This is a genomic window from Nakamurella multipartita DSM 44233, assembly GCF_000024365.1.
GTDB lineage: Bacteria > Actinomycetota > Actinomycetes > Mycobacteriales > Nakamurellaceae > Nakamurella > Nakamurella multipartita.
The window spans coordinates 4,648,946-4,672,609 of the sequence record NC_013235.1; the positions used below are offsets into that span (position 1 = coordinate 4,648,946).

15 protein-coding genes are annotated in these 23,664 nt (G+C 71.8%); 5 read left to right on the forward strand and 10 right to left on the reverse strand.

What is annotated here, in order from left to right; genetic code table 11:
• Window positions 1–120 precede the first annotated feature (120 nt).
• Entirely contained in the window at window positions 121–411 is a 291-nt protein-coding gene (locus tag NAMU_RS20865) for a hypothetical protein (protein ID WP_015749320.1), read from the reverse strand.
• Window positions 412–494: 83 nt separating this feature from the next.
• Window positions 495–1,997, reverse strand: a complete 1,503-nt coding sequence (locus NAMU_RS20870) for a DUF2142 domain-containing protein (RefSeq protein ID WP_169312534.1) — start codon at window positions 1,995–1,997, stop codon at window positions 495–497.
• 236 nt (window positions 1,998–2,233) lie between these two features.
• Here NAMU_RS20870 and NAMU_RS20875 point away from each other — a divergent pair, with 236 nt between their 5' ends.
• Window positions 2,234–4,264, forward strand: coding sequence for a DUF7657 domain-containing protein (locus NAMU_RS20875; protein WP_015749322.1), 2,031 nt, complete (start codon window positions 2,234–2,236; stop codon window positions 4,262–4,264).
• A gap of 71 nt (window positions 4,265–4,335) precedes the next feature.
• Window positions 4,336–5,376, forward strand: a complete 1,041-nt coding sequence (locus NAMU_RS20880) for a glycosyltransferase (protein ID WP_015749323.1) — start codon at window positions 4,336–4,338, stop codon at window positions 5,374–5,376.
• Here the strand turns inward: NAMU_RS20880 and rfbD are convergent.
• Together rfbD and rfbB are read right to left on the reverse strand one after the other, a co-directional pair.
• Window positions 5,300–6,208 (reverse strand): dTDP-4-dehydrorhamnose reductase, encoded by a 909-nt coding sequence (gene rfbD / locus NAMU_RS20885; RefSeq protein WP_015749324.1) that lies wholly within the window; start codon window positions 6,206–6,208, stop codon window positions 5,300–5,302. The genes NAMU_RS20880 and rfbD overlap by 77 nt on opposite strands.
• Window positions 6,209–6,220: 12 nt before the next feature.
• The gene (gene rfbB, locus NAMU_RS20890; protein ID WP_015749325.1) at window positions 6,221–7,216 is read right to left on the reverse strand and encodes a dTDP-glucose 4,6-dehydratase; all 996 of its coding nucleotides are present in this window, start codon (window positions 7,214–7,216) and stop codon (window positions 6,221–6,223) included.
• A 511-nt stretch (window positions 7,217–7,727) separates the two neighbouring features.
• Here rfbB and NAMU_RS20895 point away from each other — a divergent pair.
• Together NAMU_RS20895 and NAMU_RS27705 are read left to right on the forward strand one after the other, a co-directional pair.
• Complete coding sequence (locus NAMU_RS20895; protein WP_052308031.1) at window positions 7,728–9,428, forward strand: LCP family protein; 1,701 nt, start codon at window positions 7,728–7,730, stop codon at window positions 9,426–9,428.
• Window positions 9,416–10,213, forward strand: a complete 798-nt coding sequence (locus NAMU_RS27705) for a TIGR03089 family protein (RefSeq protein WP_015749327.1) — start codon at window positions 9,416–9,418, stop codon at window positions 10,211–10,213. The genes NAMU_RS20895 and NAMU_RS27705 overlap by 13 nt, the downstream gene beginning before the upstream one ends.
• Before the next feature lie 71 nt (window positions 10,214–10,284).
• Here NAMU_RS27705 and NAMU_RS20905 read toward each other — a convergent pair whose 3' ends face one another.
• From NAMU_RS20905 to NAMU_RS20930, 6 genes are all read right to left on the reverse strand, one after another.
• Complete coding sequence (locus NAMU_RS20905; RefSeq protein ID WP_015749328.1) at window positions 10,285–11,445, reverse strand: acyl-CoA dehydrogenase family protein; 1,161 nt, start codon at window positions 11,443–11,445, stop codon at window positions 10,285–10,287.
• Window positions 11,446–11,500: 55 nt separating this feature from the next.
• Window positions 11,501–12,904, reverse strand: coding sequence for an MFS transporter (locus NAMU_RS20910; protein WP_015749329.1), 1,404 nt, complete (start codon window positions 12,902–12,904; stop codon window positions 11,501–11,503).
• Window positions 12,882–13,484 carry an ArsR/SmtB family transcription factor gene (locus NAMU_RS20915; protein ID WP_015749330.1) on the reverse strand — a complete coding sequence of 201 codons (603 nt, stop codon included), beginning with the start codon at window positions 13,482–13,484 and terminating at the stop codon, window positions 12,882–12,884. Before NAMU_RS20915 ends, NAMU_RS20910 begins: the two co-directional genes overlap by 23 nt.
• Window positions 13,485–13,529: 45 nt before the next feature.
• Window positions 13,530–14,042: a 5-(carboxyamino)imidazole ribonucleotide mutase gene (gene purE, locus NAMU_RS20920; protein WP_015749331.1), complete on the reverse strand. Its 513-nt coding sequence runs from the start codon at window positions 14,040–14,042 to the stop codon at window positions 13,530–13,532.
• Window positions 14,039–15,301 carry a 5-(carboxyamino)imidazole ribonucleotide synthase gene (locus tag NAMU_RS20925; RefSeq protein WP_015749332.1) on the reverse strand — a complete coding sequence of 421 codons (1,263 nt, stop codon included), beginning with the start codon at window positions 15,299–15,301 and terminating at the stop codon, window positions 14,039–14,041. The genes purE and NAMU_RS20925 overlap by 4 nt, the downstream gene beginning before the upstream one ends.
• A 219-nt stretch (window positions 15,302–15,520) precedes the next feature.
• Window positions 15,521–16,276 carry a hypothetical protein gene (locus NAMU_RS20930; RefSeq protein WP_041369235.1) on the reverse strand — a complete coding sequence of 252 codons (756 nt, stop codon included), beginning with the start codon at window positions 16,274–16,276 and terminating at the stop codon, window positions 15,521–15,523.
• A gap of 366 nt (window positions 16,277–16,642) precedes the next feature.
• On the opposite strand from NAMU_RS20930, the gene NAMU_RS20935 reads away from it, so the two are divergent.
• Entirely contained in the window at window positions 16,643–23,635 is a 6,993-nt protein-coding gene (locus NAMU_RS20935) for a sigma-70 family RNA polymerase sigma factor (protein ID WP_015749334.1), read from the forward strand.
• Window positions 23,636–23,664 lie beyond the last annotated feature (29 nt).

Genomic DNA, 23,664 nt, shown 5'->3' on the forward strand with positions numbered 1-23,664 from the left:
TCTCCTTCGATGCCCGAAGGTCACTTGAAAGGCTCATCCCGACGGCTCCCACATTCGCACGATGCTAGCCCATGCACCGTCAGCAGCCGGTCCGGCGCGGGGACCGCCGTTCGCGTCGCGTCAGGCTCGACGGAGCAGACGCAGGGTGGCCGCGCGGGTGCGCAGGGTCAGGGTCGCGCGCAACGCACGGAGTTCGCGTTTGGCCAGTTCGCCCGATTCCACCAGCGACGCGAGGTCGTCCACCTCGGCCTGCAGGGCCAGATTGAGCTGGAGCGCCTCGGCCAGCTGGATCCGCACGTCCTGCAGCTGCCGGCTCAGCTCCTCGATCCGAGCCCGTTCCGGACCCGGCAGCCGGTTCGATGTCTCGTTGGTGGCGAACTCGACATCGATGTCGTCTTTCGTCGCGGACATGACTCTCCAGCGGTCGTCGGTGGGCACACCGTAATGCCCGTCGCACTCCCCAGGTGTGAGGCGCGCCACATCGATCCGCCTCGTCAGGTCAACGCCACCCACCAGGTCACCGCGCTGACGATCAGGGTCGTCGTGACAGCCACCGGGAAGAACACCCGGGCGGTCGCCCGTCGCATCGCTACCCGGATCGGCAGCACACCCGCCGCTCCGGCTCCTACCGCCACCACGCAGGGAACGAAGTATCGGCCCTGGACCCCCGCCGCCGACTCCGCGCCGACCGGATTGAAAGTCAGATACATCAACACGATGATCGCCAGGCCGACCAGCAGGCCCGCGACCAGCACCGACCACGCGGGTCCGCGTCGCAGCCGCTCGGCGTAGAACGCCGCTGCGGCGAGGGTGAGCACGGTCACGACGACGAACGGGTACGGCACCGCGATGGTGTTGTAGCCGAACAGGCCGACGACACCCTGGACCCATGACTCGCCGTAGGTCAGGACGGTGGTGCCGACCATCGTGACGCCGTGGATCGGGTTGACCAGCAAACCTTTGAGCTGCTCGACGGCATTGATCGTGGCGGCCAGGTCAGGTCGCTGGGTGCTCACCGCAACCGTCCCTTTGCTGGCGATGAACAGCGTCAGCCCGACCAGCACGGCCGCGCCGGCCAGCAGACCGATCTTGAACCACATGGCCGTTCGACGGGACCCGAACACGTCGACCGGCAGCAGCAACACCAGCAGTACCAGCACAGCGTAGGTCGGCTTGGACAGCATCACCCCCACGCTCGCGGCGACCAGCCCGACCAGCGTCGCGCGCCCCACCGGGGCCCGCTCGATCAGCATGGTCAGCACCACGGACATCAGGATCAACGCCGCGCCGTTGCAGAAGGTGTCCGCGCTGATCACCGAGGCCTGAAACAGCGCGGCCGGCAGCAGGGCAGCGACGAAGACCAGCCAGCGCAGGCGCAGTCGCCGGGCGAACCACACGGCCACGAAGGCCATCGCCAGGTACATCAGCGCGGCACCGATCTTGGCCGCCAGGGCGACCGTGCCGGTGTCCGCGCCGAACGCCCGAACTAGCGCGATCGCGCCGGCGGCGGGCAGGTAGACGACGGGAAAGTTCGGCAGGGTCTGGGTGACGTCGGTCGCCTGCGGGTCGCCGGCGTCCAGGGGCAACCCCTCGAGCCGCCGGTAGGCGTCGCGGTCGGGCACGTCCCGGCGATGGAAGAACAGGACCTCACGCGGCACGGTGTTGCTGTCGAACCAGCCCTGCTGCTCCAGGTCGTACAGCGAGCGCGGCACCTTCGCCACGTAGGTCCGGCTGACCGAGTCGAAGCTCGGAAACAGCACACCCTGGCTGAGTTGGTAGGTGCGATAGACGTGAGCCTGTTCGTCCAAGCCGTAGCCGGGAGGGGTCAGACCGATGAACAGGCCGATGAACACCGCCCCGATGACCATCGTCAACCCGTGCGCCGATAGCAGGAGGGAGCCGGCCCGTCCGCGAACCCCGGCGGGCCGGGTCCGGCCCTCGGTGGAGCCGGTCGCCTCGGTCGCCGCCGTCGGGGTTCCGGGCACCGGATCGGTCACGACAACCCCGATTCCATCGTGCGGACTGGCCCGCGGACCCGGCGCGTCGCGCTTCATCGACCCGGGCCCTGACCGGCCCGATGATAGCCTCGGACCCCGCCCGAATCCGCCGACAGCGGCCTCCGGGTGCACCAATCTTCGCATCGGCCGGCCCCGGTCGGCCGTCACCGGGCGCCGAATCATCTGCGGCACAGCGTGATCGCGCGAACCGTGACGGAAGGAAAGTCGAGCCGGCGATGACCGAGTCGACCAGCGCGGCGCCCACCGCGTCGGGCCCTGGCACCGGCCTTCGGGCCCGGTACTCGGGATGGGTCGAGCCCGCCCCGACCGGCCTGCCGCGCTGGCGGGTGGTGTGCGCGCTGCCCGTCGTGCTGTCGTTCGCCTTCGTGCTCCTGGTCTCCCTGGGCATCACCGGGTCGTCGACCGGGGCCTGGTGGCGCTTCTTCGGTACCGGTACCGACCCTGACCTTCTGCTTGGCGCGCCCCGCGAGATTCGCAGTGACGAATGGTTGGTCCAGTCCAGCTGGGTCATCTCCCAGGTCCAGCAGGGATTCCCGCTGTTCAACCACACCTTCCCGGGCGGGATGGACGCCAGCGTGCAGAACGACCTGCCCGTGTGGGACTGGTCGGCCCTGTTCCGGCCGCACACCCTGGGCTTTCTCGTGCTGCCCCTGGACCAGGGCATGGCGGTGCGGTGGTGGCTGCCCGGGTTGTCGCTGATCGCCGCCGCCTACCTGCTGCTGGTCACCCTTATGCCGCGCCGCCCGATCAGTGCCGCGGTCCTGGCCGGATGCTTCTTCCTCTCCCCGTTGATCCAGTGGTGGTTCCTACCCACCACGATCTGGCCCCCGACCTGGGCATTCCTGTCGATGACGGCGGTGATCTGGGCGGTCCGGGACCCTCGGCCATGGGTGCGCATCCTGCCCGCCGCCGGAGCCGGCTATCTGGCCGTCACCATGGTGATGAGCATCTACGTGCCGTTCATCGTGCCCGCCGCTCTGGTGTTCGGAATCGTCGCGGTGGGTGTGTTCGTGCAGGCCTGCGGTCGGGATCGGCTGGGCCTGCGGCGGGCCGCGGTACGTCTGGTTCCGCTGGTGGTGGCCGGTGTCGCGGCGGTCGCGGTCATCGGCCTGTGGGTGCTCACCCGGCGGGAGACCATCACCGCGCTGCTGTCCACCGTGTATCCCGGTCAGCGTCTGGAGGCGACCGGAACGGTTGACGGGCACGGGCTCGTCGCGTTGTTCGCCGGGCCGTTCGACGAATCTCTGACCTCGGGCGGGACCGTGATCCTGGGCCCGAACGCGTCCGAGTCGGCCACCCCCCTGCTCGCCGGGCTCTTCCTGCTCGTCCCGTTGATCTACTTCGTCGTCCTCGACTGGCGCCGGGATCGGTACCTGCACTGGCCGATGCTGGCGGTCATCGCCGGCACCGCCCTGTTCCTGGCCTTCATGCTGGTGCCGGGGTGGGATTTTCTGGCCCACCTGATCTTCATCGACCGAAGCCCCGCCACCCGGGCGCGGATGGGCCTGGCCATCCTCGACCTGCTGTGCGTTGCGCTGCTGGTGCGCCGGCTGGACCGGCCCGGCACGCGGCTGCCATGGGCGGTCAGCATCGTCACCGCGGTGCTCGCGGCCGGCAGCCTGGTCCTGGTCTGGCTGACCCTGCGGTCCACCTCCGACCCCGGGCTGGTGAACGCCGAGCACTGGAAGGTGCTCGCCGTCTTGTTCGTGTTCGCCACCTTCGCCTTCACCCGCCAGTGGGTCGGGGTGGCCGCGGCCGCGCTGGCCGTGGTCGCCCTCGCGACGGGGGGTGTGGTGAACCCGGTTTACCGGGGTGTCTTCGATCTGACCGACACGGCCGTCGGCCAGCAGATCCAAGACGTGAATGCGCCGGCGCCCGGCAGCTGGGTCGGGATCGGCGATTTCGCCCCGACCGGCCTGCTGGTCCAGTCCGGAGTTCAGGCCTACAACGGGGTGCAGACGTACCCGCCGGCATTGATGTGGCAGCAGATCGATCCGACCGGGCAGTACGAGTACCAGTGGAATCGGCTCGCCAACGTCGGTTGGACGCCCGGCGTCGGCGCGCCTGTCGTCCAGAATCCGGCCCGGGACCAGATTATGGTGACCTTCGATTCGTGCTCCGATTTCGCCCGCGACCACGTCGACTATGTCCTGACGACCACACCGCTCGACCAGGCCTGCCTGCGCGAGCTGCACGACATCACCGAAGGTCCGACCGAATTCTGGATCTATGGAGTCGACAAATGAGCGGCGTGATGAACCCGGGACCCGGGCCACGCGTCTTGCCCACAGATAGCTACCAGGAAAGGACGGCCCGTATGTATCCGGATCTCCGGATCGCCGCGATCGTTCCGTGCCACAACGAAGAGGCTGCGGTGGGCCAGGTGGTCACCGACCTGCGCGCTGCCGTGCCCGGTATGGCGATCTACGTCTACGACAACCGATCGACCGACCGGACGGTCGAGGTCGCTCAAGCGGCCGGCGCCATCGTGCGGCGTGAAGAGGTCAAGGGCAAGGGCAACGTGGTCCGTCGAGCATTCGCCGACATCGAGGCCGACGTGTACCTGCTCATCGACGGCGACGACACCTACGACGCCTTCGCCGCCCCGCGGATGATCGACACCCTGCTCGCGGGGCCGTACGACCACGTGCTCGGTGTGCGCAAGCAGACCACCGACTCCGCCTACCGGCCGGGCCACTCGGCCGGCAACAAGCTATTCAACAGGCTGGTCACGACCGCCTTCGGCACCCCGGTCAGCGACATGCTCAGCGGCTATAGGATCTTCTCCCGACGATTTGTGAAATCGTTCCCGGCGGTGTCCCGCGAATTCGAGATCGAGACCGAGCTCACCGTGCACACGATGAGCCTGCGCGTGCCGCAGACCGAAGTGCCGGTGGACTTCAAGGACCGCCCCGAAGGCAGCGAGAGCAAGCTCAACACGTACCGGGACGGATTCAAGATCCTGTCCTTGATCTTCCAACTCATCCGGCACGAACGTCCGCTGGCGTTCCACACGATCACCGCCGGTCTCATCGCGATCATCGCGCTCATCCTCGGCGTCCCGCTGGTCGTCGAGTTCGGCCGGACCGGGCTGGTCCCGCGGTTCCCGACCGCGTTCCTGGCCGCATCCCTGATGGTGATCGCGGCGCTGGTCCTGACCATCGGCGTCGTGTTGGACGGCATTACCCGCAGCCGGCGCGAATCGGCCCGGTTGGTGTATCTGGGCTACGAGGCACCCGGCCGGCCCCGGCACTCTTCGCCCGCCCGGCACGACCGGCCGGTCACCGGGCCCGAAACGCGTCAGCCGACCGCGCCATTGCATCAGCAAGGGCGACCCGCCACGGTCGTAGGGGGTTAAGTCCGGCGGCCGCCCAAGCCGCACCGGAGAGCACCGAATAGGCCGGCCGGGGAGCCGGACGGAGAAACTTGTCGCTCGTCGTCGGGTGCACCCGCCCGGGGTCCTCCCCCAGCTCGGCGAAGATCGCCCGCGCGAACTCGTACCAGGTCGTCTCCCCGGCGTTGGTCGCGTGCAGCACCCCACCGGGCACGTCCGAGCCGGCCAGCTCGAGCAGCCCGGCGGCCAGATCGGCGGCGTACGTGGGGGAGCCCCGCTGATCGTCGACCACGTCCACGGTGGGCCGGCTCGCGGCCAGCGCGGCCATCGTCTTGACGAAGTTGGCGCCGGTCGTACCCCACACCCAGGCCGTGCGCACCACCTGCGCACCGGCCAGGCTCGCCAGCACGGCCTGCTCGCCGGCGAGCTTGGACGCGCCGTAGACGCTGCGCGGCCCCGTCGGGTCGTCGATCTCATACGGGCGCCGGCCGTCACCGGGGAATACGTAGTCGGTCGAGACGTGGATCAGTCGCACTCCGCAGGCTGCGCAGGCGCGAGCCAGGTTCTGCGGTCCCGTCGCGTTCACCGCGTAGGCGGCGTCCCGATCGGACTCCGCCGCATCGACCGCCGTATAGGCGGCGGCGTTGATCAGGACCGCGGACTGACCGGCCTCATCCGCGGCCCGGCCGAAATCCGCGACCGTCGCCGTCACGGCGTCGACATCGGTGATGTCCAGCTCCCGCGAGCCGTGGGCCGCGTAGGTCAGGCCGGCGGCCGTGGCCGCGGCCACGACCTCGGTGCCCAGCTGACCGCGGGCCCCGGTCACCAGCAGCCGCGATGGGATCGATGACGTCATTCCCCGAGGATCTCAGCGATCGATCGCCGACCGGGCCTTGAGCGGCTCCCACCAGTCGCGGTTGTCCCGGTACCAGGCGATCGTGTCGGCCAGTCCCTGGTCGAACGGCACCTGCGGCTGGTAGCCCAGCTCGCGGCTGATCTTGCCGTGGTCGACCGAGTAGCGCAGATCGTGCCCGCCGCCCCGCGGGTCGACGATCCGCTCGATGAAGGACTCGTCCCGCCCGGTGGCGGCCACCAGCTTGGCGGTCAGCTCGGCGTTGGTCAGCTCGGTGCCGCCGCCGATGTTGTAAATCTCACCCGGACGGCCACCGGCCAGCACCAGCGCGATGCCGCGGCAGTGGTCGTCCACGTGCAGCCAGTCGCGCACATTGCGGCCCTCGCCGTACAGCGGCACCTTCTGCCCGTCCATCAGGTTGGTGACGAACAGCGGGATGACCTTCTCCGGAAACTGGTACGGCCCGTAGTTGTTCGAGCAGCGGGTGATCGTCACCGGCAGCTGGTGGGTCTTGGCGTAGGCCCGAGCCAGCAGGTCGGAGCCGGCCTTGGATGCCGAGTACGGCGAGTTGGGCAGCAGCGGCTCGTTCTCGTCCCAGGATCCGGTCTCGATCGATCCGTACACCTCGTCGGTGGACACGTGCACGAACTTGGTGAGCTTTGTCTCCAGTGCGGCCTGCAGCAGCGTCTGGGTGCCCATCACGTTGGTGAGGACGAAATCGGCCCCGCCCAGGATCGATCGGTCCACGTGCGACTCGGCGGCGAAATGGACCACTGCGTCGGCCGCGGCGACGAGCTTGCCGACCACGTCGGGATCGCAGATGTCACCCTGGACGAATTCGTAGCGGTCGGAATCCTCGACCGCGGCCAGATTCGCCAGGTTGCCGGCATAGGTCAGCTTGTCCAGGACGACGACCTCGGCGCCCTCCAACCCCGGGTACTGATCGGTCAGGACGTTCCGGGTGAAGGTCGACCCGATGAAGCCGGCACCGCCGGTGACGAGAATGCGCATGGGCACGCATTCTGCCGTACCTGGGCCGTGGAGCGGCGCACCGCGGCAGTTCGCCACCCGATCCGGCGGGGCGAGCGTCACCGGGGGTCACCGAAATTTCAGGCGTCCGCCGCTACGCTGGCGACGATCCGGGCGGCACCAGGCCGACGATGCGGGCCGATCGCGACCGTCCGGCCCGGGCAACCGCGGCGCGGCGGAGGCGTCCTTGTTCTCAGGTCGAGCGCCGGATCGCCGGCCGGCCACCCGGCCGGGCACAGGCTGAACAACGACGCAGGGCGCGAAGGGCAGTGGCATGACGAACTCGGATCGACCGGATCCGCAACGGGCGGCGCGCCGGTACGGCCCTAGTTCGACGTCGCGGGATCAGTCCCCGCCCCAGGGTGTACCCGGCGGGCACCGCCAACCGCCGCCCGGGCCGTACCCATCCGCCCGCCCCGCCTCGAACCAGCCGCCGGGACCTCAGCAGGCCTGGTCGCAGTCGACTCCCCCGCCGAACCCGCCGACCCGCCGGATGCCCAGCTATCCCCCGCCCGCCCCGTCGGGCGCGGGTCCCTCGTCCTACCGGCCGATGTCGGCCGACGTTCCCCCCGCCTTCCGCGGGTCGGTCCCGCCGCCCGCCGGCCCGCCCGGATCGCGGCCGCCGACCGGGCCGGGTGGGTCCGGGCCAGGCGATCCCGGACGGCGCCGCGGCCGCGGGCTGCTGGCCGTCCGGATCATCGCGATGGTGGCGGCCGCGATCGTGCTGATCGGGTCCGGAGTGGCCTACGCCTTCACCGACACCCTGCAATCGGTCAGCGGCACCTCCGACGCCGCCGGCAACGCCGGTGACGCCGGCGTCATCTCGGCGCAGGGCCTGACCTTCCTGCTGGTCGGCTCGGACGCGCGGACCGACGCCGACGGCAACCCGCTCTCCGCCGAGGAACTCGCCCAGGTCGGGACCGAGGACGACGGCGGCGGCATCAACACCGACACGATCATGCTGGTGCACGTGCCGCAGGGCGGTGGCCGGGCGACCGCCGTCTCGATCCCCCGCGATACCTGGATCGGTAGCCGGGTGACCAGCCAGATCACCGGCCCGTACGCCAACGGCTCGGAAGGGCCCTACCAACCGAACAAGGTCAACTCCTTCTACGCCACGGCCAAGGCCTACACCGAGCAGTACCTGGTCAGTCAGGGTGTGACCGACAAGGCCCAGATCGAGCGGGAGTCGAACGAGGCGGGCCGGACCCAGCTGATCCGGGTGATCCAGGCGTTCACCGGCATGAAGATCGACCACTACGCCGAGGTCAACCTGCTCGGCTTCTACCTGCTGTCCAACGCCATCGGCGGGATTCCGGTGTGCCTGAACGCGGCTGTCGACGATCCCTGGTCGGGCGCGAACTTCCCGGCCGGCGAGCAGGAGGTGCAGGGCACCGCCGCGTTGGCCTTCGTCCGGCAGCGGCATGGCCTGCCGGCCGGCGACCTGGACCGGGTGAAGCGGCAGCAGGCCTTCCTGCGCGGCGCCGCCGACAAGATCCTGTCGGTGGGCACCCTGACCAGCCCGACCAGGCTGAACGACCTGGTCAGCGCGGTCGACCGCTCGGTCGTCTTCGACAAGGGCTTCGACGTGCTCACCTTCGCCGAGCAGATCAGCAACCTGTCCTCGGGCAACATCGACTTCCAGACGCTGCCGACCACCGGGCCCGAGTCCTCTACCGACAAGGACGCCCTGGCCACCGACCCGGCCCAGATCAAGGCCTTCTTCCAGGCGATCGCCGGCGGCTCGAGCAGTGGCTCGGGCGGTGGGTCGACCCAGGCCCCGCCGTCGGTCGACGCCGCGTCCATCACCGTGGACGTCAACGACGGCACGATCGCCGACGGCGTGACCGCGCGCGCATCGGAACTGGTGACCGACGGTGGTTTCACCCTCGGCGCGCTCGGGGTGATCGCCGGCACCCGCAAGGGCAACGAGCAGACGACCACCGAGTTCCATTACTCCGGTGACGAGGCCGCCGCCCAGCAGGTGCAGTCGGCCTTCGGCGGGATCGGCAAGCTGGTCAACGATTCCGCGGTCAAGGCCAACCACGTGCTGGTGCTGGTCGGCACCGACCTGACCTTGCCCTCCGGACTGCGCGGGGCGGCGTCCGCCTTCGCCACCGCGGCGGCGGCCCCGGCCGTCGCGCCCGCGCCGGCTGCCTTCACACTGGCCGCGTCGGTGCCATGCGTGAACTGACGCTCCCCCGCTCCGGCGGCGTCACCGCCGCGGTCCTGGGCTCGATGGGTTCCGGCGACCCGCACCGGCCGCGTCTGGTCTGGTACGGGCAGGGCCGCACCGAACTGTCCACCGCCTCGTTGACCAACTGGGCGGCCAAGACAGCCGGCTACCTGGTCGACGAGCTGGGCGCCGAACCCGGCGATGGGGTGCTCTGGCGGGTCCGCCGCTCCTGGCAGGGCCTGCCCCTGCTGTTGGGCTGCTGGTGGGCCGGGCTGGTCGTCACCGACGTTCTCCCGGGCGATGCGGCGGCCGGCGCCACCGAACCGGTGGCGGCCTTCGTCGACCCGGAGGAGCCCGCGTCCGCGGATCTGGACGTCGACGAGGTGGTCGTGGCCTCGGTGCACCCGTTCGGCCTGGCGACCGGCGCGCTGACGGCGCCGTGTCGCAGCGTGGCCGACGCGATCCTGCCGCAGGCCGACCGGTTCGCCACCCGGGGTCCCGGTCCGGCCGCCGATGCTCCGGCCGTCGTCACCGCATCCGGATCGTGGACGGTGGGTCAGGTGCTGGCCATGATCGAGGCGGCCGCGGTGCCGGACGGCGCAGTCGTGCTCTCCACCACCCCACCGAGCCTGCTCGACGCGGTGTGCGCGGGCGCATTGGCCGCCTGGGCGGCCGGCGGCGCCCTGATCCAGGTGGATGGCGGATCGGTCGACCCGGCCCGGATCGCCAGCGGGATCGCCACCGACGAACGGGCCACCGCGACCCTGGGCCTGGACCTGCCCGGCCTGCCCCGGATCGGCTGAGGCGACCCGCTCCGTCACCCCGGTTGCTTCGACCCCCGCTACTTCAACCCCCCGCTACTTCAAACCCCCCGCTACTTCAACAGGGCGCGGGCCATGACCAACCGCTGGACCTGGTTGGTCCCCTCGTAGATCTGGGTGATCTTGGCGTCGCGCATCATCCGCTCCACCGGGAAGTCCCGGGTGTAGCCGGCCCCGCCCAGCAGTTGCACCGCGTCGACGGTGACCTTCATGGCCACATCCGAGGCCAGGCACTTGGCCGCGGCCGACAGGTAGGTCTTGTTCGCATCGCCCCGCTCGGCGGCCGCCGCCGCCTGGTAGACCAACGTGCGGGCGGCGTCGATCTGCATCGCCATGTCGGCGACCATGAACTGCAGTCCCTGGAACTCGGCCAGGTGCCTGCCGAACTGCCGACGCTCCTTGATGTAGCCGATGGCCACGTCCAGGGCGCCCTGGGCCAGGCCGATCGCCTGGGCACCGATGGTGGGCCGGGTGTGATCGAGAGTGGCCATCGCGGTGGCGAATCCGGTGCCCGGCTCGCCGACGATCCGGTCACCCGGGATCCGGCAGTTCTCGAAATGGATCTCCCGGGTGGGCGAGCCCTTGATGCCGAGCTTGCGCTCCTTGCTGCCGACGACGAATCCCGGGTCGTCCGCATGCACGACGAACGCGCTGATCCCCTTGGCCCGCTTGTCGGGATCGGTCACCGCCATCACCGTGTACCAGCTCGACACACCGGCATTGGTGATCCAGCACTTCGTGCCGTTGAGCACCCAGTCGTCGCCGTCGCGGACCGCCCGGGTGCGCATGGCGGCGGCATCCGAACCGGCCTCCCGTTCGGACAGCGCATAGGAGATCATCGCCTCGCCGCTGGCGATGCTCGGCAGCACCTGCTGCTTGAGTTCCTCGGATGCGGACAGCAGCAGCGGCATCGACCCGAGCTTGTTGACCGCCGGGATCAGCGACGACGAGCCGCAGACCCGGGCCACCTCCTCGATCACGATGACGGTGGCCACCGCGTCGGCCCCGGCGCCCTCGTACTCCTCGGGGATGTGCACGGCCTGGAATCCGGCCGCGGTCAGCGCCTTCTGCGCCTCGATCGGGTACCGCTCCCGCTCGTCGACGTCGGCCGCGTGCGGAGCGATCTCGTGTTCGGCCAGATCGCGGATCGCCTCCCGGACGGCCCGGTGGTCCTCGGTCAAGGTGAACAGGTCGGTGCTGATTGCCGTGCTCATGGTCGCCAGAGCCTTCCGCGTCGGAGAATCTCCGCAAATGTTACCCGTGGGTAACTTATCTCGCCAGGGGCCCGTCCGCTCCGGCTGCTCCCCCCTCACCGGCCTGCGCCCGGGCTCGGGCGATCTGCTCGTTGTTGATCCGCGGCCACGCCCAGGCGAGCAACAGCAGGTAGCTGAGCCCGCACAGCAGGAACGGCAGCCGCACGGCCCATTCCCGGCCGACGACCGGCTCGAACGCCCAGACCACCAGCCCGCCCAGCAGCGTGCCGATCGCGATCGTGCCCCAGCCGAAGAACCGGTACACCGAGTTGACCCGGCCGAGCAGTCGATCCGGGATCAGCGACTGACGCAGCGACACCGTGATCACGTTCCAGACCACGATGAACACGGCGGTCACCAGACTGACCGCCCAGAGCGCGGCGAACTGTGACAGCAGCCCGAACAGCAGATCGCCGGCGCCCATGCCCACGATCGCCGCCGCCAACGCCGTGCCGGGCGGCCAGCGCCGGATCAGCCGGGGGCCGGCGATCCCGCCGAGCACGGCGCCGACCGCCGAGCCCGTCATCAGCAGGCCGAATCCGGTGGCGTCCAACCCGGCCACCTCCTGCCCGAACAGCACGAACACGGCCGCACCCATGGCACTGGCCGCATTGAGCACGCCCAGCGAGATGGCCAGCGAGCGCAGCAGGCGGTGACCCATCAGCCAGCGGACGCCCTCGGCGATCTCGGCCGACAGCCGGGTCGGCGGGCCGTCCGAACGGGGTGGCCGGAACGAGCCGGCGATGGTGAACACCATGGCCGCGGCCACGGCGAACCCGCCGGCGCCGACGAAGAACGGCAGGGCGATGCCGACCGCGATCAGCAGACCGGCCAGGGGCGGGCCGACGAACTGGTTGGCGACGGTCTCGGCCGCCCACAGCCGCCCGTTCGCGGTGGTCAACCGTTGCTCAGGAACCAGGGACGGGATCAGCGTCTGTGCACTGTTGTCCCCGACCACCTCGGCCAGGCCGACCAGCAGGGCCAGGACGACGAGCCCGGCCAGCAGGACCCCGGAGTGGTCGCCGCCGGCCACCGTGCCGGTCCCCGCGCCGGCCGCCGGATCCGCGCCGGCCGACGGATCCGCGGCGGGCGCACCGACGGCCACCAGCAGCAGCGCGAACCCCAGCAACAGCACCGCGCGCGCCGTGGCCGCGAGACCGACCAGCCGCCGCCGGTCGAACCGGTCGGTGATCGCCCCGACCGGCAGGGAGAACAGCAGCCAGGGCAACCGGGTGGCCGCCGTGACCAGCGCGATCGACACCGGGTCGCGGGTGATCGCCGAGGCCAGCCAGGGCACCGCGACCACCATCAGCCCGTCGGCCAGGTTGGCCGAGGTGGTCGCGACCAGCAACCGGCGAAACGGGCCCGGCCCGGCCACCCGGGGCGCGGCCGCCGCGTCACCGGGTGGCGGCACCGTCATGTCCGCTGTCGTCCGGGGCCGCGGTATCGACCGCGAGCCGGGGCACGTCGGCCGGGTAGAGGCCGACCACCAGCCCGTAGGCCTGCTCGCCCGAACGGGGCTCGCGATCGAACTCGTCGAGCAGCCGGTGCAACCGATCCGTCCATTCCTGGGCCCGCGCGCCGGGTATCCGGGCGTAGCGCACCGCCCCGGTCATCACCTGCTCCTGCGGGTCGACCACCCTCGCCGCCTCGTCCGCGGCCTGCCGCAGCTGGCGGGCCGCCTCGCCGGCGGCGCCGTCCACCGACTCGAACCAGAACACTCGCGCGGTCCGTCCGTAGTACTTGGCCTCCAGCGCGCGCACCCGCCGGGTGCGCACCACCCGGACCAGCCCGGCCTGCTCCAGGTTCTTCAGGTGCGAGCCGATGGTGCCCTTGGGTTTGCCGAGCAGCTCGGCCAGCTCGGAGGTGGTGGCCGCGCGGTCCAGCAGCAGGCTGACGATCTCGCGGCGGGTCGGCTCGAACAGCGCCTTGTACTGCTCGGGCGAGTCCAGGGCGAGGCCGTCGGCCAGGTCGTAGTCGGGCGCGGTACGGTCGGTCATTTTCGTATGGTCGGCATTTGCCGACCATAAGTCAAGGTTTCCGGGTCAGTGGCCGGTGCGCTCGCGCAGGCCGTCGTGCTTGGTCAGCACCATCTGTTCCAGCCCGGCCGCAAAGCCGGCCAGGGACGTCCGCAACCGGTCGGCCCGCGGGTCGGCCCCGCTGGCCAGGATCCGCACCGCCAGCAGCCCGGCGTTGCGGGCGCCGCCGATCGAGACCGTGGCCACCGGGATGCCGGCCGGCATCTGCACGATCGAGAGCAGCGAGTCCAGCCCGTCCAGGGTGGCCAGCGGAACCGGCACCCCGACCACCGGGAGCACGGTCGCCGAGGCCACCATGCCGGGCAGGTGGGCGGCCCCGCCGGCGCCGGCGATGATCACCCGCAGACCGCGCCCGGCGGCTGCGCCGGCGTAGTCCAGCATGCGCTGCGGGGTCCGGTGCGCCGAGTACACGCCGACCTCGTACGGGACGTCGAACTCGTCCAGCAGCTCGCCGGCCGCGGCCATCACCTTCCAGTCCGAATCCGAGCCCATGATCAGGCCGACCACCGGTGCACTCATCGCGCCGCCACCTCCTGCGGTCGTGCTGCGCGGGGATCGGCGGCATGGGCGTTCCAACCGTCGGCCCACACGCCTTCGCTGAGCCAGGTCGCGGCCAGCGCGGCGACGCGCCGCAGCTCACCCAGATCCGAGCCGAGCACATTGACATGCCCGAGCTTGCGCCCGGGCCGGAAAGCCTTGCCGTATAGATGCACCTTGACCTGCGGGAACCGGGCAGCCAGGTGATGGACACGCTCGTCCATGCCGATGCCCGCACCGGGGCCGTCGGCCGGGCCACCGAGCACGTTGCCCATCACGGTGAACGGGGCGAGCAGGTCGGTGCGGCCCAGCGGGTAGTCCAGGACGGCCCGCAGGTGCTGCTCGAACTGGCCGGTCACCGCCCCGTCCATTGACCAGTGGCCGGAGTTGTGCGGGCGCATGGCCAACTCGTTGACCAGGATCCCGTCGGGCGCGTCCGGTCCGGGGTCGACCTCGAACAGCTCGACGGCCAGGATGCCGACGACGCCGAGCTCCCCGGCGACCTGCAGGGCCAGCCGCCCGGCCGCCGACGCGACGTCGCCGTCCAGTCCGGGTGCGGGGGCGATCACCTCGACGCAGATCCCGTCCTGCTGGACGGTCTGCACCACCGGCCAGGCCGCGGCCTGGCCGAAGGGCGACCGGGCGACCACGGCGGCCAGCTCCCGGCGCATCGGCACGAAGGCCTCCAGCACCAGCTGGCCCCCGTCCGGCAGGTCCAGCTCGGGCGCCTCGGTCGCCGACCGCACCACCCACACCCCGCGGCCGTCGTACCCGCCGCGCGCGGTCTTGACCACGCAGGGCCAACCGTGCGCGTCGCCGAACGCCACGATCCGGTCGTCACGGGCCGGGTCGTCGGCCGCGATCACCGCGAAGGCCGGGACCGGCACCCCGAGTTCGGCCAACCGGGTGCGCATCAGCGCCTTGTCCTGCGCGAATTGCAGTGCGTCCGCGCCCGGGTGCACGGCAAAGCCTTCGGCGACCAGGGTGCGGATGTGTTCACCGGGCACATGCTCGTGATCGAAGGTGACGACGTCGCACCCCTGCGCGAACCGGCGCAGGGCATCCAGGTCGGTGTGATGGCCGATCATCACGTCCGGCGTGACCAGGGCCGCGCTCTCCTCGGCCGAGATCGAGAGCACCCGCAGGGTCTGGCCGAGCGGAATGGCCGCCTGATGGGTCATCCGGGCCAGCTGGCCGCCACCGACCATCCCGACCCGGGGCATGCCGGTGCGTTCGTCCACGGTCGGACAGCCTAGTGGGGGCCGAGCACCGCGAACGCGGTGACCGTCCCACCATCGACCGGCCGATCACTCGGCCGGGCGCAGGACGGTCACCGCGCCGCCTCGAGCGCCCATCCCCGACGCTCGATCACCCTCCCCGGGACTTCCGGCGGCGGCCTGACCGGCCGCCACCGAGCGAGCCACGGCGTCCCCTCGATCCGCCGTGGAGTGTGGGGCCCGCTACCGGGCCAGTTCGCTGATCAGGTCGATGGCCGCGGCTCCGGTGTCCGGGAGCCGCTCGATCCAGATCCGGGCAATGGATTCGCCGGGGGGCAGGTCGCGACCGAGCCGCTCCTGCACCATCCCGGTGAGCAGGTGCGCGCGGCGAGCCAGCATCGGTTCGCGGACGGCCAGCACAACGGCCATGTGGTCGGCCAGCCGGGCCAGCGTCTGACCGCCGTCGAAGACGGTCCGCATGGCGTCGCCGGCCAGGATCAACGGGGTCAACCGGTCCCACCCGATCCGCCCGGCCAGGTTGAGCCGGACCGTCACCAACGCATGGGTGGCCGACACCTTGGTGTCCGCCACCTCGGCGGCGCGATAGACCTCGCCCAGCCGCGTCCGCAGGTAGTCGACGGACACCAGGCCGGTCAGCGGATCGAAGACCGCATGGCGGGGGGTCGTCATCCGTTCGGCCCAGCCCAACGACGCCGCACGGTGAACAACCCCGTCGCCGATGTCGGGGAGCACACAAGCCAGTCCATCCAGATCGGCCAACGTCTCGCCCAGGGAAACGCCTTTGTGCGCGCGGGCCGCGCCGAGCCGCTCGGCCGGCGCCCAGACGTTCTCACCCAGCAGGCAGGCTTCGCACAGCGCATCGACCGCGGGATGGTGCCAGTCGGACACGAACGCCCAGCCCGCCGCGCTGGACTGCTCGTACCAGCGGTCCCGGAGATCGGCGCTGGTCAGGGTGGTGACGCGAGGGGTGTGATCCATGCGTCCCGCGCCCTCCATTTCTGCTCTCGTCGTCGGTGTTGTTACGTGCTGTTACTAACTGTCACTGCTTGTAACTTTTGGTTACTGTCGAGACGGCGGAGGATGCAGTCCCGCCATGCTTCTGGGGATGAGACGGGCGGATCCCGTGACGATCACGCGACTTTGCGGACTTTTTTCACCAGGCGTTGCCCGGCCGTCCACCGAGGGGCCACGGGACCGGCCCGCTTAGCCCATTCGTGAGGTTCTCCCGCCCGGGCCGGTGACGGATCGCCGCTTCGTGGGTGACAATGCACGGGAGACCACGGCGCGGTGTGGTCAGGCGCGGGCCTGTCACTCCCCTGGAGGAAATCAAGGAGGGGTGCCCGCGTGCCGGAGCAGGAAGCTGACGAGTACGTGGTCAGCGACCCCGAACTGATCACCCAGGTCCGCAACGGCGATCGCGAGGCCTTCGGCGAGCTGTACCGGCGGCACTCGGGACCGGCCACCAACTTGGCGCGCCAGTTCGCCCGCAACGCCGCCGAGGCCGACGACCTGGTCTCCGAATCCTTCGCCCGCGTGCTGGACAACCTGCTGGACGGCAAGGGCCCCGACACCGCATTCCGCGCCTACCTGTTCACCACCATCCGCAACACCGCCTACGACCGCACCCGCAAGGACAAGCGGCTGCAGTTCACCGACGACATGACCGCCCATGACGTGGCCGTGCCCGGTGACGATCCGGCGCTGATGAAGATGGAGAGCGGGCTGGTCGCCAGCGCGTTCGCTCAGCTGCCGGAACGCTGGCAGGCCGTGCTGTGGCACACCCAGGTCGAGGGCGAATCGCCCGCCCAGGTCGGAGCGCTGCTCGGGATGGCCCCGGGGGCGGTGTCCTCGCTCGCCTTCCGGGCCCGGGAGGGCCTGCGCGAGGCCTATCTCCAGGCCCATCTGGCCGAGACCGCGGCCGAGCAGTGCCGCTCGACGGTGGAACGGCTCGGCGCCTGGACCCGCGGCGGCCTGTCCAAGCGGGAGACCCAGCAGGTCGACGCGCACCTCAAGACGTGCGACCGCTGTCGCGCGCTGGCCGCGGAGCTGCAGGAGGTCAACCACAACCTGCGCGGCCTGCTCGCCCCGCTGTTGCTCGGCGGCGCGGCGGCCGCGGGCTACCTGGCGACCCTCGGACCGGTGGCACCGCTGGCGGTGCCGGGGGCGCTGGCCGGTGGCGCGACCGGCGGCTCGGCGGGCTCGGCGGGCAGCGGCGGTGGCGCGGGAGCCGCCGGGGCCGGTGCGGCCGGCGGCGCCGGAGCGGCCGGAGGGGCCAGTGCGGCCGGGATCGCAGCGGCGGCCGCCGCTGCGGCGGCGGGTGCTGCCGCCCTGGGACTTGGCGCATTGGCCAGCGCCGCCGATTCGAACGCGGCGGCCGCGTCCTCCACCGGTGGTGCAGGGGCTGGTGGTGCTGGTGCCGGCGCTGGCGGAGCAGGGGCCGGCGCGGCGGGCGCGGGGGCCGCAGGCGCCGGTGCAGCGGCGGGCGCCGGCGGTGCGGCCACCGGACTGGTCGCGACCATCGGGGTCGGTGGGCTGATCGCGGCCGGCGCGGTGGTGGCCGCCGCCGTCCTCGCGGCGGTCGTGCTGATCGTGAACGGCTTGACTCCGGCGACCACCACACCCGTGGCCGATCAACCGCCGTCTGTGGCCGCCCCGGCCACCTCCGGCGGCGCCGACGGCGCCGCCGGCCCGACCGGGTCGGACTCCGCCGGCGGCACCGGTAGCCCGGCGGGTTCGGTCGCACAGGGCGGCGACACCACCGCCGGCGGGGCCAATGGCTCGTCGGCCGGCGCGTCCGACGCCGGTTCCGGCAGCAACCCGGGCGCCGGGACCGACTCGGGCGCGGGCGGAGATCAGGGTGGGGCCGGCACGGGCACCGGCGGAAATCAGGGTGGGGGTGGCGATCAGGGCACCGGCGGGTCCTCACCGCTGTCCACCTCGGCAGTGACCAACCCGGCAGAGACCAACCCGGCAGGGACCAACCCGGCACCGACCACGCAGGTGCCGACCACGGCCGAGCCGACGTCCCCGGGGCCGACCTCGGCGACCACCGAACCGACGACCACCGAACCCACCACCTCCGAACCCACAACCCCAGTGCCCCCCACCGACCCGAACCTGACCGTCTCGGGTCCTGCCGGTGTGTCGATCACCGCCGGTGCATCGGCCGGTATCGACCTCACGGTCCTGAACAACGAGGGCACCAGCGTCTCCCCGACCCTCACCGTGCAGCTCCCGTCCGGCGTGAGCGTCACCGGCTTCAGCCAGACCCCGACTGCTCCCGGATTGCGCGGCGCTCGCGCCGGGTTGCTGCGCGCCGGGACGTGCGAGCCGCTCGCCTCCGGCTGCCGCGCCCAGCTCGACCCGATCGGACCCGGGGAATCGACCGCGGTCACCATCACGCTGAGCGCCGACCGGGCATCCACCGGCGGCGAGGTGACCATCACCGGCTGGTCCGGCCCGTCGATCACCGTGCCGGTCACCGTGACGTCCGCGGTGAAGCTGGTCGGGAGCGCCGACGGCCCATTAACCGCCGACGGCGGTATCCACACGGTCAGGGTGACCGAGGAGAGCAACGGCTCCCCGGAGCCGGTCACCTTCAGCAGCAGCCAGCTGCGCTTCGCCGGCACACCCACCTGTTCGGTGACCGCGGAGCGGGCCGATTCGGTGATCTGCACGCCGGGCGCGAACGGCACCTTCGACCTGGCCGTGCTGATCGACCGTGATCAGCCGGAGGGCGAACTCGGTTCGGTGCTGCAGGTGACCGATGCCCACCAACGGCCGGTCGAGCTGACCGCCGCCGAGGGGACGTCGCTCACGATCGTCAAGCCGGCGCCGGCCGACCTGCAGCTCAATCCGCAGGTCCGCGTCGACCCACCTGTGTCCGGCGGCTCCGGCCGCGTCTCGTTCACGGTGCACAACGAGGGCGGCACCGCGTCGGCGGACGGCACCACGCTCGACCTCGCGTTCACCGGCGGCCTGGTGCTGACCACCAGTGCCCCCGAGGGCGTGACCTGCACGGCCACCGGCTGCACGCTGCCGTCGATCGAACCGGGAGCCGACCTGGAGATCACCCTGTCGATCTCGGCCGCCCCCACCGCGACCGGTGGCGAGGTCCTGGTCCGGTGGGCCGGCCAGGAGGGCGGTCTGAGCATCGGTGTGCCGGTCGGTCCCGCCATCACGGCCCTAGTCGCGCAGAAGGTCGACCTGGTCGCCGACGGCACCAGCCAACCGGTAGTTCTGCGGGCCGACCTGGCGCAGCCCGGCATCGATCCCGGGCCCATCACAGTGAGCACCGGCACCGACCTGGTCTCGGTCAGCTGCGGCGAGCCGGACGCGACCGCGGCCAGGACGGCGGCCTGCTCGCTCAGCTCGGACGGCGCCGTGACGATCCAGGTGACGGTGCCCACGGGCGTCGTCGCTGGTCCCTTCGCCCTGACCGCGACCGACGCGGCCGGCCGGCGGATCGACCCGGTCGACGTCAGCGCCGTCCGGATTGTCCGGCCGGCCGCGTTGGTGCTGGGCGAGGCCGGCGTGATCCAGCCGCCGTTCGCCGGCGGGTCGGGCGCGTTCTCGGTCACGGTCACGAACGCCGGCGACCTCGCCTCGGCCGCCGGCCAGGCCATCGAGGTCGACCTGCCGGACGGGCTGACGCTGACCGGGACCACCGTCGTCGGTGGCCAATGCGCCGGTCAGCCGCCGGCCGCCCTGGCGATCGCGGCCCCGTCGGTGCTGGTCACCGCCGACTGCCGGTTGCCGGCCATCGACCCCGGGCAGTCGGTCACGCTCGCGGTCACGGTCCACGCCGACCCGGCGTCGACCGGCGACACCAGCACCGTCAGCCTGCCCGGCCAGGGACCGGGCGTCCCGGTGGACCTCACCGTGCAGTCCGGCATCGCCACGCTGACGGTCGAGGCGACGACGCCCCTGGTCGCCGACGGAGCCACCTACCCGCTGACCATCTCGGCCGCTCCCGCCGACCCCTCGGTCACCGATCTCGGATCGATCACCGTGGACACCGGATCCGATGAGCTCACCATGGCCTGTGGCGGACCGGCGGCCCGGCAGGTCACCTGTGCGTTCACCGGCCCCACGCTGCCGGTCACCCTGACGGTCGCCCGGACCGCTGCGCCCGGACCGCTGACGCTGACCGCCGTCGACCTGGCGCAGCGACCGATCCGGACCGACGTCGGCTCGCTGGCGATCAAGACCCCGGCCGCCCTGAGCCTGTCGCCGCTGACCGTGACGTCGCCGTTGGTGGCCGGCGGCACGGGCGCCGTCACCGTCACCGTCAGCAACACCGGTGACGTCGACGGGACGATCGGGCCGGTCACCCTGGTGGCCCCCGAGGGCCTCGCGATCGCCGGCGTCACCCCGCAGGACTGCGCGCGCTCGTGCACCGTGCCGGCCCAGGGCTCGACCACCGTCGACGTCGCGCTGACCGTTGACGCCTCGCTGCCCGCGTCGGTCCCGCTGCAACTGGACCTCGGCCCGCTGACCACCCCGGCCGGTTCCGTCGACGTGGCCGCCGGGATCGAGCAGGTCGAGATCTCCTCCGCCGGCCAACCGGCGGACCCGCTGATCGCCGACGGCCAGGAGGCCACCCGCAGCGTCGCCGTGATCAGTTCGCTGACCACCCCGGGGCCGGTCACCCTGACCGCGCCGAAGGGCGTCACGCTGGCCGCCTGCGGGAAGGCGGGCGCCTCCGTCACCTGCCTCGCACCCTTCGACCTGGGCATCACGGTGCCCATCGGATACGCGCCGGGCTCATTGGCCCTGTCCGCCGTCGACGCCGGACAGCGCCCCCTGAAGGTCACCGAACTGACGGTGGCTGCCCCGGCCGCCCTGACCCTGGACGTCCCGGAGAGCGCCACCGCGCTCGCCGGTGGCCCCGGCACCCTCACCGTCACGGTGACCAACCGGGGCGGCAGCCCATCGGCCGGCCAGGAATCCCTGACCGCGGACCTGCCCGAAGGCTTCACCCTGACCGGCTCCACGTGCGACGAGCCGGCCGCAGCGGCGCTGGCGGTCGCCGTACCCACCGCGGCGGCCGACCCGTGTGCGCTTCCGGTACTCGCGGTGGACGAGAAGGTGGCCGTCACCTTCTCCTTCACCGCCCCGCCCCAGGCCGGGCCGACGCAGAGCATCGACGTGCGGCTGGACGGTCAGGAACCGGTCACCGTTCCGCTGACCGTGGGCGCCGGCATCACCCGGCTGGCCGCCGATCCGGATCTCGCCCTGCCGGCCAACGACACCGCCCAGCCGGTCACGTTGGTCGCGACGCCCGCCGCCGACGGCCTGATCCTGGGCTCGGTCACGCTGAGCTCGGCTGAGAAGGACGTGCAGGTGACCTGCGCGAGCGACTGCCGGGTCGGACCTGACCGGACGGTCGCCGTCATCATCACGGTGGCCTCGACGCACGCCTCGGAGCCGCTGCGTCTGCTCGCCCAGGACGCCGGCGGTCGGCCGATCGAGGTCGATCCGATCGCTGTGCTCGGCGCCCCACAGGTGAGCCTGACCGGTCCGACGGTGGTCCGGTCGCCGATCGCCGGCGGCCAGGGTCAGTTCAGCCTGACCGTCACCAACCGGGGCGAGTCCCCGTTGCCCGCCGGTCAGCCGATCGGGATCACCGCGCCCGGCTTCACCGTCGTCTCGGTGGAGGGCGCCGGGGTCGGCCAGTGCGACAAGACCGGCTGCCGATTGCCGCAGCTTGACGCGGCATCGTCCATCACCATCACCATCACCCTCGCGGCCCCGGCGGACACCAAGCCCGGCACCTACCAGCTCACGGCCGATCTGCTCGACCGCTCCTACCCGGTCGACTTCACCGTCGGTCAGGCCATCACCGGACTGGTCGCCACCCCGGGCGGCCCGCTGACCGCCGGCACCACGACCACACTCTCGATCGCCGCCACCCTGGCCGGCGAGCCGACCGACCCGATCGCAGTCACCCTGACCTCGACCAGCCCGCTGGTCACGCTCAGCGGGTGCAAGGGCAACGGGTCGAGCATGACGTGCACCGGCCAGTCGTTCACCGTGGCGGTGACGATCGACGCGAAGCAGCCGGCCGGGCCCCTCCCGGTGACCGCGACCGACGCCGCCGGCAACGCGGTGGCGCTCACCGACGGGGCCGCGCCGCTGCAGGTCGTGGCCCCGGCGACCACGCTGGCGCTGTCCGAGCTGACGATCATCCGCGACGGCAGCGCGATCACCACGCTCAGCCTTCGCGTCACCAATCCCACCACGGCGACGATCCCGGCGCGGTCGATCGCCCTGACCTACCCGAGCCCGCCGGTGGTGGGCCACCTGGTCGAGATCGTCGGTCCCGGCCGGATCCCGGTCTACTGCGTGACGTCCTGCGCGGTGCCCTCGCTCAAGGCCGGGCAACACAGCGACCTGACGATCTACTTGCTGCTCCCCCGCCCCACCACCGACCCGGTCACCGTCTCGGTCACGATCGACGGCATCACCCGGACGGCCACGGTGATCGACCAGGTCGACGGCCTGACCCGCACCGATCAGCCGGCCGGCCCCGCCACGCCCGACGCGGCCACGGACGGCGCCGCGCCCTCGACCGATCCGACCCCGACCCCGAGCTCTGAGCCGACCCCGGTACCGGCCGAGTCCACCGGGCCGGCCGAATCCACGAGTGCCGCCCCCGCCACCGACGGGCCCTCCACCGACGGGCCCTCCACCGACGGGCCTTCCACCGACCGACCGACTCGCTCCTCCACCGAGACCGGTGCGACCGACGGCCCCACCGGTGAGCGCCCGACCACCGCCAGCCCCACCACTGCGAGCTCCACCAGCGAAAGCCCGACCACCGCGAGCACCACCGCGGAGTCGCCGGCGGACACCGGTACGAGCACGCCCGAGCCGGCGCCGGCGCACCTCTCGCTCGGAACGCCCGCCGTCCTGGACCCGCTCACCGCAGGCGGGAGCGGGCGGCTGACCCTGACCGTGCGCAACACCGGTGACGGGCCCTCGACCGAGCAGGCGGTCCGGATGAGCCTGCCCGACGGGGTGAACGCGACGGCGGTCACGGTGGACGGCGCCCCGGCCGGCGGCGGGCTGCGGTGCACCGTCCCCGCGCTCGAGCCCGGAGCCGCGGTGACCGTCGTGATCACCCTCGCCGTCGACGCTGATGCGCAGACCGGGCCGGCTCGCTTCGACGTGGACGACGACTCCGCGACCGTCGAGCTGACCGTCGAGCGCCCCACCCCGCCCCCGAATCCCGAACCGGCGCCCACCGCATCGTCCAACCCGGCGGTCCGCCCGGACGATGCGGCGACGGACCCGGCGTCCGCGACGACCAGCCCGCTCCCGACCGGCCCGTGAGCAGCCGGTCGATCACCACATCGGTGCCC

What these genes read in the sequence shown, in the direction of transcription:
- NAMU_RS20865 (WP_015749320.1), bottom strand. Translation starts at nt 411, where the DNA reads ATGTCCGCGACGAAAGACGACATCGATGTCGAGTTCGCCACCAACGAG.
- NAMU_RS20875 (WP_015749322.1), top strand. Translation starts at nt 2,234, where the DNA reads ATGACCGAGTCGACCAGCGCGGCGCCCACCGCGTCGGGCCCTGGCACC.
- NAMU_RS20880 (WP_015749323.1), top strand. Translation starts at nt 4,336, where the DNA reads ATGTATCCGGATCTCCGGATCGCCGCGATCGTTCCGTGCCACAACGAA.
- rfbD (WP_015749324.1), bottom strand. Translation starts at nt 6,208, where the DNA reads ATGACGTCATCGATCCCATCGCGGCTGCTGGTGACCGGGGCCCGCGGT.
- rfbB (WP_015749325.1), bottom strand. Translation starts at nt 7,216, where the DNA reads ATGCGCATTCTCGTCACCGGCGGTGCCGGCTTCATCGGGTCGACCTTC.
- NAMU_RS20895 (WP_052308031.1), top strand. Translation starts at nt 7,728, where the DNA reads ATGCCCAGCTATCCCCCGCCCGCCCCGTCGGGCGCGGGTCCCTCGTCC.
- NAMU_RS27705 (WP_015749327.1), top strand. Translation starts at nt 9,416, where the DNA reads ATGCGTGAACTGACGCTCCCCCGCTCCGGCGGCGTCACCGCCGCGGTC.
- NAMU_RS20905 (WP_015749328.1), bottom strand. Translation starts at nt 11,445, where the DNA reads ATGAGCACGGCAATCAGCACCGACCTGTTCACCTTGACCGAGGACCAC.
- NAMU_RS20910 (WP_015749329.1), bottom strand. Translation starts at nt 12,904, where the DNA reads ATGACGGTGCCGCCACCCGGTGACGCGGCGGCCGCGCCCCGGGTGGCC.
- NAMU_RS20915 (WP_015749330.1), bottom strand. Translation starts at nt 13,484, where the DNA reads ATGACCGACCGTACCGCGCCCGACTACGACCTGGCCGACGGCCTCGCC.
- purE (WP_015749331.1), bottom strand. Translation starts at nt 14,042, where the DNA reads ATGAGTGCACCGGTGGTCGGCCTGATCATGGGCTCGGATTCGGACTGG.
- NAMU_RS20930 (WP_041369235.1), bottom strand. Translation starts at nt 16,276, where the DNA reads ATGGATCACACCCCTCGCGTCACCACCCTGACCAGCGCCGATCTCCGG.